Origin of the sequence: Paraburkholderia sp. GAS82 (assembly GCF_050436285.1) — a bacterium.
In the GTDB taxonomy this organism is placed as follows: domain Bacteria; phylum Pseudomonadota; class Gammaproteobacteria; order Burkholderiales; family Burkholderiaceae; genus Paraburkholderia; species Paraburkholderia phenazinium_B.
Genome location: NZ_JBNDLX010000003.1, coordinates 281,183 through 293,580, shown reverse-complemented (window position 1 = coordinate 293,580; position 12,398 = coordinate 281,183). Strand labels below are relative to the sequence as shown.

Sequence of the window (12,398 nt, the reverse complement as noted above, 5' to 3'; positions counted from 1 at the left end):
TTTCGCTCACCCGGTCCTCAATTCTGGACAGCAGTGCCGATGAGTGAGGCGCTGCTTTGAGCGCTAGCGTGTACGGTGTTGATCTGCGCGCGCGGTACGGTATAGCCGCCCATCGCGAATTGCTGCGGATACGCCGGCGCGTTCGGGTTCATGCTCAGTTCACCGTCGGCGCGCGCTTGCGCCAGCTCCGCCTTGACCTCGGCGCGCGTCTTCGGACCGTTCGCAACCGGGTTCGCGGTGTCATCGCCTGCGAAGGCGGGCAAGGCAACAGCAGCGGAAATCAGCAGGGCAGCAAGAGGAGCGAATTTCATGATGGATTCCAGATTCGTCGGGACTGTTCGGGGCGGAAATGAAGCGGCGTCGCCATGGCGCGCATCGCTGCATTTCGGATTACCCAGTGTAGGCTCCGACTATCAAAGAATCATTCTGATTGAAACAACTAACAGTTACGCCCAGAAGAACAATCGCGATTTGCCCGGCGTCGCGATGGAGATTGGAGATCGCGCGAGTTCTCCGCAAGCTCCGGCAATGAAAAACCGCCCGAAGGCGGTTGTCGTGCAGCAAGCAAATTCTGCCGCCTAGAAGCCGATCGGTTTGCGCCGGTTGCCGTAATCCAGCCGGATATCTTCTGCGCCGATCCAGTCACGGTCGTCGATGCGCGCCGCACCGAAGCCGTTCAGAATCGCGCGGCGCATTTCACGCGGCGAAGCGTGCTTTAGTGCGTCGAGCGCAGCGTCACCGAGTTCGACGGGGAAACGCAATCCCCAGCCGTGCGCAGAGCGGATTTCGTTATAGATCGACTGGGCAATCCGGCGTGCACCTTCCAGATCCGGTGGCGGAATTTCGTAGACATTCATCCGGTTGAGAATCGGCTCGGGAATCGAGCGCGCGTCGTTAGCAGTCGCGATCCAGATCACGTGCCCCGCATTGATCGGAATCTCGGCAAATTCGTCGATAAAGGTTTGCGCTGTATCGTGCTCCAGCAGCGCATACAGCGCACCCAGCGGATCGTATTGCGAATCGCCCGTGGCCTTGTCGATTTCGTCGACGGCAATCACCGGATTCGCGTAGCTCCCATGCACGAGTGCATCGAAAACTTTACCGGGCTTCGCGTTCTTCCATTGCGACGATGCACCCGAAAGAATCCAGCCCGCGGTCAGCGAACTCATCGCGACGTAGTGATACGCGGTGCCCAGCAAGCGCGCGAGCTGCTTCGCAAAATGCGTCTTGCCGATACCGGGGTCGCCAAGCAGCAGAATTGGCATCAGTTCGAGCCGGTCCTCGGTTTCGAGGCACAACGCAACCTGTTTGCGCACATCGTCGAGCGGCTCGCTGAAGTTCGGCAGCGCATCGACCAGATCGTCGATGGACGGCATGCGGTTCGGCTTCACGCAAAAGCGTAAATTGCCGGTCTTCAGCATTTTTTCGTAGGTGGAGCGCAGCGCATCGTTCGCGCCTTCGCCAAGATCGTTCAACGCGGTTTCGACCCGATCGAGGTCGTAGACCTTGCTGAACGACGCCACTGCGATTTCCTGTTTGACCATTGCTGTTGTCATAGATCACCCCGTCGTACTGGTCTTGCGGCTGCGGCGCCGGCCCGGCGCCGTTTCAAGTCCAGTGTATCGAGGCAATATTCATGCGCAAGCCAGCAGCCGTGCGGGTCTGCTGCTAACACCAGTCTGGCGGTCGGGCCGCGAGCCAGACGCCAGGCGCGTTGCGGCGAAACCGGCATTGGCTTGAACGAGACCGCCCCCATCTGAAATGGACTATTGCTGAACCCGGCCCGCGCAGCGGTGTCAGAAAGAGGTTGCGACCATCAGGCGTAAGATGGGCGCCTGTCTCATCACGCTGGACGCCACACCCCGGAGAGCCGTCAAACATGTGGAAAACCAGTCTCGTCGCCGTACTGTGCGGCACGTCGTTACTCGCTCAGGCCCAGCAACCTGCAGCTCAGCAGGTCGTGCACTGGCAATTGCAGGTGATGCGCGACGGCCAGCAGATCGACTCGTTCGAGGCCGATACAACCGTGGGTCAGGCACGCACGGACACGCATCATCAGGTGGTGCAGCACAATGTCGGCTGCAAGGATGCGCCTGGCGGCAGTATCGATCTGTCGCGCACGCTGACCGTCTCGCCGATCCAGGCCGACGCCAATCAGGTCACGCTCGCAATCGACGCGCAGGAAACGCTCGAGGACGACAGCGCGCCGAAAACCGACACCGGTTGCAAGTTGCCGCCACAGCCGCGTCAGGTAGCGGCCAATCATCCGGGGCTGCAGGTGCCGGCCGGTCAATGGGCCACCTGGCAAATCGTCGACAAGAATCCAACCCTTGTATATCGAGTCCGTGCCAGCCTCGCCAATCACCCTTGATATCAACGAAAACCGTGGACCACGCGGCATGCGAAACCCCGAAGAACTCATCCGCGAGAGCGCGCAGCCTAAGGATTTCATCGCAGTAAGCTGGAACCTGCACAAGGGGCGCACGCCGCTTGGCTTTCAGGCCTGGCAGGCGATGCAGCGCTGGGTGCAGTCGACCCACGCCGACGCCTATTTTCTGCAGGAAGCGATGGCGCGGCGCATGCCGGCGCCGGTGTTGTCGGGCGGCTTTGGCGCGCCGTTGCGCGATCCGCTCGACGACATCTGGCATTGTCAGGCTACCGAAATCGCGCGCTCGCTGGAGTTGCAGATCGCGCTCGGGCCGAACGTATTCAAGCCGTCGTGGCGGCATGGCAATGCAATTCTCTCGCCGCACCCGCTCGATCTCGGCGGACGCTGGGACATCTCCGCACATCGCTTTGAGAAGCGCGGCCTGCTGGTGGCGCGCGCCACTTTCGCGGGTCATTCGGTGACGTTGCTGTGCGCGCATCTGGCGCTCACGCGCGCGGCGCGGCTGAGGCAGATGCACTGGATCGCGCACTGGATTGCAAAAGAGGCGCCCGAAGGGCCGCTAGTTTTGGCTGGGGACTTCAACGACTGGCGCAACGACTCGGTGCCGCTCTTCGGCGAACATGGCATGCATGAGGTGGCAACGTTGCTTGGCGAATCCGGCCGAACCTTCCCGGCGTTTTCACCAGCGCTCGCGCTGGACAAGATGTTCGTGCGCGGCATGAAACCGGTCGAATGGATCCAGCCCACCCAGGAGACCGCGTGGCTGTCCGATCATTTGCCGTATATGGCGCGTTTGCGGGTGGAATGAGCGCCGCGCTCGCCGCACGGCGGGTACGATGAGCGCGGCACTGAAGGCGCCGAAACCGCTGCAGCTGGCTCGGTAACCAGGCCAGTTGCGTCGGTACAAGCCAGTGCCCGAGCCACCTCGCCGATCCTCCTAGACCCGCTGCGGCGTCCAGTTCACCGTCGCCGTCATCTCCTCGTCCGGCATCAACACACAGCCACCCACGTGCTCACGCGGTTCGGTGGCGTTAAAGCAATCGGTGGTGTTCGTAACCGGTTCGACGCACAGCAGCGCTTCGGTAGCCGGCGCGAATACCACCAGATGATCAAACGGCGCTTGTGCCGTCAACGTCAGCCGGCGACCCTCGTCGGGCCACGCAATCGTCGCGCTGCGCGACCAGCCGGCAAAGTTGTTGTCGAGATCGAACGCACCGGGTGACATGCCTTCGCGCATCGCATCGACCGCCGGATGCGGGCCAAGATGTGTCGGCAGCACCTCGCCGTCGGCGTGCCACATCCCTTGAACCTGCGCGTATACGCGGGTTTCCGCGGTGCGCGGGTAATACGGGTGATGCCCCATGCCAAACGGCATCGGCTGCCCAGCCAGATTCCGCGCGGATAAGGTCACGTGCAACGTATCCCCCGCCAGTTCGATCCGTTGCGTCGCGCGATAGTGAAACGGCCAGTCACCCTGCGCATGCGGATCAGGCTCATGTTCGAAGTGCAGCTCCACCGAATTCGCCGTCACCGCGCCGACCTGCCACGGCCGACGCCATGCGTGCCCATGCAGCGCGTGGGCGAAACGGTTGCCGTCGCCGGCCAAATCGACCGTTCGGCCTTCGAAGACGAAGCGCGCATCGCGGATACGGTTGCAATACGGCAGCAGCGGGAAACTTGCCATACGCAGCGGATCGCGTTCGGCGAGCGCAGCGTCGGTCGCGGGCCGCATCCAGTGGACCGGTCCGGCTGCTGCGACCTCGTAGTACGCCGCAATCGCACCGCCTACATGCGGCGCGACCAGCACGCGCATCGCGCCGCTCGCCAGAGCGATCAGGTTGGGATCGTCCAGCGAGAACGCGTCTGCCGCAGATGGTCGGACCGGATTCAGGGAAACATCGCGCATGGTGAAAATAATCAAGGCCTCGGGCAGAATGCGACCCACGTCCGCTCACGGGGCCCGCGCGACCGAGAATCGCACGCTACGCGCCTCAGGTCAATATTATTAGTAATATTCTATTCACACAAAAGGCAATAAGACGCCTTTCTAGACTTCCCAAATGACGGGTTTTTGCGCGTTGCCGCCCGCATATTATTAGTGGTACCGTCATCACGATCATGCCCGAGGGCATTCCTGCTTTAGCCGCCGTTGCCGGACGGCCCGCACAATGAAAAAATCGACTCAACGCCGTCCCACGATGACCGACATCGCCAAACTCACTGGCGTGTCGCAGTCGACGGTTTCGCTCGTCCTGAACAACGCGACCGGCGCGAAATTCTCCGAGACCACCCGCAACAAGGTACTGAAGGCGGCCCACGATCTCGGCTACCGGCTCTCGCCGCGCGAACCGGTTTTTGCCTCCAAGGACGAACGCAACCTGATCGTCTATCTCGCCGACGAAATCTCGACGAGTCCGCACCCGGTCGTCAATATCGACGGCGCCCGCGACGCGGCCTACGCGAGCGGCAAGATGCTGGCGGTCTACTCGACTCACGGTAACGCGGACGTCGAGCAGCAGGTGCTCGAAACCACGCTGTCGAACCCGCAGCTGTTCGGCGTGATCTATGCAACCGTCTACACGCGCAAGGTGACGCTGCCCGCCGCGCTCTCGCGCGTGCCGACCGTGCTGCTCAACTGCTACACGAGCGAGGGCGGCCAGTCGTCGGTGGTGCCGGCGGAAGTCGCGGGCGGCCATATCGCCACCGAGTACCTGCTGAATGCCGGCCACCGGCGCATCGCCTACATCAACGGCGAACCCTGGCAGGACGCGTCGAAAGACCGCCAGAAGGGCTATCGCACCGCGCTCGCCACCGCTGACCTGCCGTTCGCCCCTGAACTCGTGCGCGACGGCGACTGGAGTTCGGGTCTCGGCTTCGAACACACGCTCTCCCTGATGCGCGAAACGAATCCGCCGACGGCGATCTTCTGCGCCAACGACCTGACCGCGCTCGGCGCGATCGAGGCCATCAAGCAGCTAGGGCTGCGCGTCCCGGAAGACGTTTCCGTGCTCGGCTACGACGACCAGGAAATTGCCCGCCACACGCACCCACCGCTCTCGACCGTGGTGCTGCCGAACTACGAGCTGGGCCGCTGGGCAGTCGAAACCCTGCTGCAGGAGGAACAGAACCGCGCGGCCGGCGCACCGGTGCGGCACCGCATGGTGAAGCTCGACGGCCCGCTCGTCGAACGCGCCTCAGTGAGGGTAATTACCGAGGCAAAATCACCCATAATTAATATTATTAGTGATTGACCGATAATAATTCCGAGTGGAATAATCGGCACGTCCGGTCACGGGGCGCGCAAGTGCCGATCGGCAGGAGAAGCACAAAAAGCAAATACACACCTACCTCACCAGGTACTGGAGGAAGACATGGCATCGCTCAAACGGCAGTCGCGCGGACAACGGGTTCATCAACTGACCGCATCCCCGCTGGCTGCATCCCTTGTGGCACTGGCACTCGGCTTTGGCGTCGCGACGGCTCACGCCGACGATGCCCTGCCCAAGATCCCCAACAAGACTCCGCTGAAGGTCGGCTTCGCCCAGACCGAAAGCAACAATCCGTGGCGTCTCGCGGAAACCAAGAGCATGAAGGACACCGCCGCCAAGTGCGGCTGGCAGCTGGTCGTCACCGACGCCAACGGCTCGAACGCCAAGCAGGTCTCGGACATCCAGAACATGATCGCGCAGCACGTCGATCTGCTGGTGTTCCCGCCGCGTGAAGAAAAGCCGCTCTCGCCGGTCGTCCTGCAAGCCAAGAAAGCCGGCATTCCGGTGATTCTGGTGGACCGTGACGTCGATCACTCGGTCGCCAAGCCGGGCCAGGACTACATCACCTTCATCGGCTCCGACTTTATCAATCAGGGCCAGCGCGCCGCCGACTGGCTGGTGAAGGCCACCAACGGCAAGGCGAAGATCATCGAACTCGAAGGCACAACGGGCGCCTCCGCGGCCAACGATCGCAAGAAGGGCTTCGACGACGTGATCGCCAAGCATCCGGACATGCAGATCATTGCGTCGCAGGATGGCGATTTCTCGCGTGACAAGGGCCGCCAGGTCATGGAAACCTTGCTGCAAGCCCATCCGGACGTGACTGCGGTCTACGCGCATAACGACGAAATGGCACTGGGCGCGATTGCGGCGATCAAGGCCGCTGGCAAGCAGCCAGGCAAGGATATCCAGATCGTGACGATCGACGGCACCAAGGGCGGCATGGATGCCATCGCAGCCGGCGAACTCGGTGCAAGCGTGCAGTCGAGCCCGTTCTTCGGCCCGTTGGCCTGTGACGTCGCGCAGAAATTCGCCAAGGGCGAAAAGATCCCGACCTGGGTCAAGGTCTCGGACCGCTTCTACGACAAGAGCAACGTGCAGCAGAACATGCAGTACGGCTATTGATGCAGGCCCGGGCCGTCTGCGCGCCTGATCGGGAGTGTCGTAACTGACAGGCAATGCCGATGGTCCGGCGCACCCAGAGTCCGGCACCGGACAGGGTGTTCCGATCCCAGAGGTGGTCCCCTTTTGGGGTTCACGGAACACCTGAAGGCTCCTGACTCCGAAGGCGGTCACCTTTAGGGCCGGGAGCGCACTGCAGTACGTCCCTCTTACGTCTCCTAGGGGGACGGGAAGGGTTCGGAGCGACGTGCCCGTGCCACGACGGGCCGTCGCTTCGCTTTGTCTTACGGACTACTATGGGAAGGTGGCACGAGCCGCGCCGCCGCCCGCCGTACAGTATCTGCAGCAGGAGAATTGACGTGACGCAATCCGGCAGCCCTACGCCGCCGTCTCCCAGCGCCGGACGTTCGCCGCTGCTGGAGATGCAGGACATTGAGATCAGTTTCGGCGGCGTGCCCGCCTTGCGCAACGCGAATCTGAGCGTCGCCGCAGGTGAAGTGCATGCGCTGATCGGCCAGAACGGCGCCGGTAAATCCACTATGATCAAGATCCTCACCGGCGCCTACCGGCGCGGCGGTGGAACGGTGCGTTTCGAAGGCCGCGAGATCGATTTCCGCACGCCGAAGGAAGCGCGCGAAGCGGGCATCAGCACGATCTATCAGGAGATCAATCTGGTGCCGTTCCGCTCGGTGGCCGAGAACATATTTCTGGGTCGTGAGCCGCGCCGCTTCGGTCTGATCGACTGGCGCGCGGTGCAGCAGCGCGCCGCTGCACTGCTCGAATCGTTCGGTTTGCAGATCGATGTGAAGAAACCCGTGCGCAGCTATTCGACCGCCATTCAGCAGATGGTTGCGCTCGCTCGCGCGGTATCGTCCGACGCGAAGATGGTGATCATGGACGAATCCACCTCGTCGCTCGACGAACGCGAAGTGGAATTGCTGTTCACCGTGGTGCGCAAGCTGCGCGACGATGGCCGTGCGGTGATTTTCGTGTCGCACCGGCTCGATGAACTCTATGCGTTGTGCGACCGCGTCACGGTGATGCGTGACGGCCAGACCGTCGCACAAAGCACGATGGCCGAGATGGACAAGCTGCAGCTCGTGACGACGATGCTCGGCCGCACGCTGGCCGCCGTCGTTCAGGAAGATGCCACGGCGCGCGAGGCCAATCTTGCGCGCCGTGGCGCACAGGTCATGGCGGCGCACAACCTGAGCGCGCATCCGAAGGTCAGCGACGTCTCGCTCGAAGTGCACGCCGGCGAAGCCGTGGGCCTCGCCGGTTTGCTCGGTTCGGGCCGCACTGAGACGATGCGGCTGATGTTCGGCGCCGATCCGCTCGAGCAAGGCACGCTCTCCCTCGGTGGCGAAACCGTCACACTGAAGTCGCCGCAGGATGCAATCGCCCGTGGCCTCGCCTACCTCACCGAAGACCGCAAAGGCGACGGCATCGTCCCCGAACTGTCGGTGCGCGACAACCTCACGCTTGTCTGTCTACGCACGCTCGCGAAACACGGCGTCGTGGATGTGAAAAAGCAGCAGGCGATTGTCGAGCGTTTCATTGCCTCGCTCGGCATCAAGCTACGTTCGCCGGATCAGCCGATCCGCGAGCTGTCCGGCGGCAATCAGCAAAAGGTGTTGCTCGCGCGCTGGCTCGCCGCCGAACCGTCGCTGCTGCTGCTCGACGAGCCGACCCGCGGCATCGACGTCGGCGCCAAGGCGGATGTCGCGAAGATCGTGCGCGAACTGCGCGACGCCGGGCTCGCGGTGCTGCTGTCGGCCTCGGAACTGGAAGAACTGACTGCCGTGGCCGATCGCGCCGTCGTGATCCGCGACGGTCGCACGGTAGCCGAACTGAACGGCGCGCAGATGAGCGAAAGCAGCATCATGGACGCCATTGCCTGGGGCAGCGACGGCTCGTCGCAACTCGTCGAAGCCGCCCACTCGGCCCACATTGAAGACGCGCTGGAGGGCGACCGTCATGGCGCTTAAGTCGCTGAAGTCGTTAGGTCAGGAAACCTCGCCGGCCCTGCTCGCCACCACGGACGGCGCCGCGCAGGAACGCGCGAAGAAACGCCACCGTTTGACCATCCAGCGCGAAGTCATCGTGCTGCTGGCCATGCTGGTCTTCAACCTGCTGTTCACACAGCACTTCTGGTCGCTGCAGACTTTCAACGTCAACCTGACCCAGGTGGTGACGATCGTGATCGTCGGCATCGGCATGACGTTGGTGGTGGCCACGGGCGGCATCGACCTCTCGGTGGGCGCGTCGATGGCGATTTCCGGTGCGCTCGCGCCGATGCTGTTCATGAATATCCCGGGGCCCGGCGGCATTGCGCTGGCATTCGTGCTGCCGGTTATCGCCGCGGCGGCCTGCGGGGTGTTCAACGGGCTGCTGGTGACGAGGCTCTCTGTCCAGCCGATTGTCGCCACGCTGGTGCTGTTCATCGCCGGGCGCGGCATCGCCCAGGTGGTGACCGACGGCAGCCTGCAGGCGTTCGACAACCCCGCGTTCCAATGGATCGCGCTTGGCAAGGTGGGCGGCGTGCCGTTCCAGGTGCTGCTGATGTTCGCGCTGGTCGCGCTGTTTGTCTGGGTCGTACGCAAAACGTTGTTCGGCCAGTACCTGCTCATCACCGGCGGCAACGAAAAGGCTGCGTACCTGTGCGGCATACCGACTTCGCGCGTCAAGCTGATCGCCTACACGATATGCGCTGCGCTGGCAGGCCTCGCGGGACTGATTTCGATCTCGGTGAATTCGTCCTCGGATGCGAATGTGGTCGGCCTGGGCATCGAGCTCGATGCCATCGCCGCCGTCGCGGTTGGCGGCACGGCGCTGACGGGCGGCAAGGCGTATATCGGCGGCACGCTGATCGGCGCGCTGATCATCCAGTTGCTGCGCTACACCCTGCTCGCGCATGGCATTCCCGACGCAGCGGCGCTGGTCGTCAAGGCGGCCATCATCATTGCGGCCGTGTACGTGCAACGGCGCTCGCGCTGAAAGCCACTCCCACCATGCCGACCCCGCTGCGCGCGCTCACAAAGACTTCGGACTCGACGCGATGAAAAAGAATCTCCCCATCCTGCTCGCGCTCGTCGCACTCGTGGTGCTCGGGCTCGTGCGCTACGAACACTTCGGCTCGGCGTACAACATCAATTCGTTCTGGCGCTACAACTCGATGTTTGCGCTGATTTCGGTCGGCATGGCGTTCGTCATCATCACGGGCGGCATCGACCTGTCGGTGGGCACCGTGGCGGCGATGTCCAGCATCGTGGCCGCGCTCACCAGCCCCTATGGCGGCTGGGTCGCCGTGCTGGCCGGTTCTGTAGCGGGGCTGATCGTGGGTGTGGTGAACGGCATCATCATCACGCGTCTGAAGATCCTGCCGTTTATTACGACGCTCGCCACCAGTCTCGGCGCACACGGCGTCGCGCTGCTGCTCGGCAAGAACGACGCTGTGTCGATTGCCGCCGATTCGAATTTTGGCAATTTCGGCCAGGGCGACCTGTTCGGCATGCCGATTCCCGGCATTGTCGCGCTCGTCGCGGCGGTGGCCGGGTGGCTCGCGCTGCGCAGCACGCGCTTCGGGCGGCATTCGCTCGCCATCGGCGGTAGCGAGGAAGCGGCGCGCCTGATGGGGCTGAACGTGGACCGCACACTGGTGACGGCTTATGCGGTGAGCGGCTTGCTGGCGGGTATGGCGGGCGTGATACTCGCGGCGCAGTTCGGCGCCGGGCAGCCGAATGAAGGAGTCGGCTGGGAGCTGTTCGCGATCTCCGCCGTAGTGCTGGGCGGCACGCTGCTGACCGGCGGCGAAGGCTCGATTGCGATGACGATTGCCGGTGTGCTGCTGCTCGGGCTGGTGTTCAACCTGCTCAACTTCGAAAACGGGCTCGGCTTCATCAGCCTCTCGGCGTACTGGCAATCTGTGATTCGTGGCGTGTTCCTGCTGCTGGTGATCGTCATGCAGGCTCGCGTGCTGAAGCAACGCGGTCGCAAGCGGGCGGCTGTAACGGCTTGAGCGCGGCCCGGACGGCAGCGGACGCCCCACCGTCCGCCACGCCCGCGCCCAGTCACGACTTCCCTCGCTTTAGCGTCGATTCCGCGCCCTTTCCATTGATTTCCCTCACCTTTTGCCAGTTTCGGCAGCAGGGTCAATGCTGCACTGCGCGACGGGTTTCTGTATCATCCCAAAAATTGTTGTCAGGACGCGCGCCTGCCGGCCCGCGATCCGGTCACCGGACGGCGATCGCCCCACGCGAGTTTCGCCCCTCGCCGTACCGCTGCTGAACCCCGGCTGTATCCCCGCCGACGTGCTTCGCCGCGTGCCGTTACGACGCCGGAGCCGCAAGTCCGGCAACCGCTAGAGCCACCGTGCCGCCACCCGCGGACGGCGAGCGCGGTAAAATAGCGGATTGCGCATCATTTTTTCCTTAAGCAATCGGTCAACCACAGGGTTAGCGCAGCATCGCCCTTGCCGTGCCGGCCGGTTATTCGTCTGGCCGTTTTTGTTTTCGCACTATCCAAGAAGCCATGAGCAACCTGAATCAACAAACCGTCCTGAGCGTCCATCACTGGACCGATACGCTGTTCAGTTTCACCTGCACGCGCGACCCGTCGTTCCGTTTCGAAAACGGCCAGTTCACGATGGTCGGCCTCGAAGTCGACGGCAAGCCGCTGATCCGCGCCTACAGTCTCGCGAGCGCGAACTACGAAGAGCACCTCGAATTCCTGAGCATCAAGGTTCAGGACGGCCCGCTCACGTCGCGCCTGCAGCATCTGAAGGTGGGCGACCAGGTCCTGATCGGCAAGAAGCCGGTCGGCACGCTGATGGCGGATAACCTGCTGCCGGGCAAGACGCTGTGGCTGCTGTCCACGGGTACGGGCCTCGCGCCGTTCATGTCGATCATCAAAGATCCGGATATTTACGACCGCTACGAGCGCGTCGTGCTCACGCACACCTGCCGTTTCGTCGACGAACTGGCGTACAAGGAATACATCACGGATCACCTGCCGGCGCACGAGCACCTCGGCGAACTGGTACAGGAAAAGCTGCTGTATTACCCCACCGTCACGCGTGAGGCGTTCCAGAACCGCGGCCGGATCACCGAGCTGATCGAAACCGAAAAGCTGTTCGCCGACCTCGGCGTGCCCGGCTTCTCGCTGGAAAACGACCGCGTCATGCTGTGCGGCAGCCCGCACATGCTGCGCGACACGCGCAAGCTGCTCGACGACGCGGGCTTCCAGGAAGGCAGCAACAACGCGCCGGGCCACTACGTCGTGGAAAAAGCGTTCGTGGGCTAAGCACTGCGGCGAGAGCTGCCGTAAGCCACCCCGCTCACCGCAACTAGGTTGAGCCTCAAGAAACCGGAGCCTTCGCGCTCCGGTTTTTGCTTTTTGGCGCTAGCGGATCCGGATACTTTTCACGTCTTCTTGGCGCCCTGCGCCCCTCGCAGTGACTGCCAAAATCTCACATACCAGGTAGAACTCTGCCAACCGCGACCGGTTACAAATCCTACAGCGGCCTTCACCTGGCGTGTCAGCCTTTTTCCTACGTGCAAAATGCATATCGACATGTCAACCGCGTTAAAGTCCTGGGGCAAAAAACCCACGCTAGCCCT

12 protein-coding genes are annotated in these 12,398 nt (G+C 62.9%); 9 read left to right on the top strand and 3 right to left on the bottom strand.

Going from position 1 to position 12,398, the window contains the following annotated elements; all coding sequences use genetic code 11:
* Positions 1-17: 17 nt before the first annotated feature.
* Positions 18-311 carry a DUF4148 domain-containing protein gene (locus P3T17_RS11690; RefSeq protein ID WP_429406782.1) on the bottom strand — a complete coding sequence of 98 codons (294 nt, stop codon included), beginning with the start codon at positions 309-311 and terminating at the stop codon, positions 18-20.
* Between P3T17_RS11690 and P3T17_RS11685 the strand changes: the two genes are divergently transcribed.
* Positions 310-582, top strand: coding sequence for a hypothetical protein (locus P3T17_RS11685; protein WP_429406780.1), 273 nt, complete (start codon positions 310-312; stop codon positions 580-582). The two genes, P3T17_RS11690 and P3T17_RS11685, sit on opposite strands and share 2 nt — an antisense overlap.
* On the opposite strand, the gene P3T17_RS11680 is transcribed toward P3T17_RS11685, so the two are convergent.
* Positions 579-1,556: an AAA family ATPase gene (locus tag P3T17_RS11680; protein ID WP_429406779.1), complete on the bottom strand. Its 978-nt coding sequence runs from the start codon at positions 1,554-1,556 to the stop codon at positions 579-581. The two genes, P3T17_RS11685 and P3T17_RS11680, sit on opposite strands and share 4 nt — an antisense overlap.
* A gap of 323 nt (positions 1,557-1,879) precedes the next feature.
* On the opposite strand from P3T17_RS11680, the gene P3T17_RS11675 reads away from it, so the two are divergent.
* Positions 1,880-2,371, top strand: coding sequence for a hypothetical protein (locus P3T17_RS11675; RefSeq protein ID WP_074263102.1), 492 nt, complete (start codon positions 1,880-1,882; stop codon positions 2,369-2,371).
* A gap of 28 nt (positions 2,372-2,399) precedes the next feature.
* Positions 2,400-3,197: an endonuclease/exonuclease/phosphatase family protein gene (locus P3T17_RS11670; RefSeq protein ID WP_074263101.1), complete on the top strand. Its 798-nt coding sequence runs from the start codon at positions 2,400-2,402 to the stop codon at positions 3,195-3,197.
* 129 nt (positions 3,198-3,326) lie between these two features.
* Here P3T17_RS11670 and P3T17_RS11665 read toward each other — a convergent pair whose 3' ends face one another.
* Positions 3,327-4,295, bottom strand: coding sequence for an aldose 1-epimerase (locus P3T17_RS11665; RefSeq protein ID WP_429406777.1), 969 nt, complete (start codon positions 4,293-4,295; stop codon positions 3,327-3,329).
* Between the two features lie 292 nt (positions 4,296-4,587).
* Between P3T17_RS11665 and P3T17_RS11660 the strand changes: the two genes are divergently transcribed.
* The 6 genes from P3T17_RS11660 (at position 4,588) to P3T17_RS11635 (ending at position 12,081) form a co-directional block, all read left to right on the top strand.
* Positions 4,588-5,640, top strand: a complete 1,053-nt coding sequence (locus P3T17_RS11660) for a LacI family DNA-binding transcriptional regulator (protein WP_074263100.1) — start codon at positions 4,588-4,590, stop codon at positions 5,638-5,640.
* A 120-nt stretch (positions 5,641-5,760) separates the two neighbouring features.
* Positions 5,761-6,783, top strand: a complete 1,023-nt coding sequence (locus tag P3T17_RS11655; RefSeq protein ID WP_074263099.1) for an ABC transporter substrate-binding protein — start codon at positions 5,761-5,763, stop codon at positions 6,781-6,783.
* A 356-nt stretch (positions 6,784-7,139) separates the two neighbouring features.
* Positions 7,140-8,768 (top strand): sugar ABC transporter ATP-binding protein, encoded by a 1,629-nt coding sequence (locus P3T17_RS11650; RefSeq protein WP_429406775.1) that lies wholly within the window; start codon positions 7,140-7,142, stop codon positions 8,766-8,768.
* 37 nt (positions 8,769-8,805) lie between these two features.
* Complete coding sequence (locus P3T17_RS11645; protein WP_429287812.1) at positions 8,806-9,777, top strand: ABC transporter permease; 972 nt, start codon at positions 8,806-8,808, stop codon at positions 9,775-9,777.
* A 61-nt stretch (positions 9,778-9,838) separates the two neighbouring features.
* Complete coding sequence (locus P3T17_RS11640) at positions 9,839-10,798, top strand: ABC transporter permease (protein ID WP_429406774.1); 960 nt, start codon at positions 9,839-9,841, stop codon at positions 10,796-10,798.
* Positions 10,799-11,310: 512 nt separating this feature from the next.
* Positions 11,311-12,081, top strand: a complete 771-nt coding sequence (locus tag P3T17_RS11635; RefSeq protein ID WP_074263095.1) for a ferredoxin--NADP reductase — start codon at positions 11,311-11,313, stop codon at positions 12,079-12,081.
* Positions 12,082-12,398: the final 317 nt, after the last annotated feature.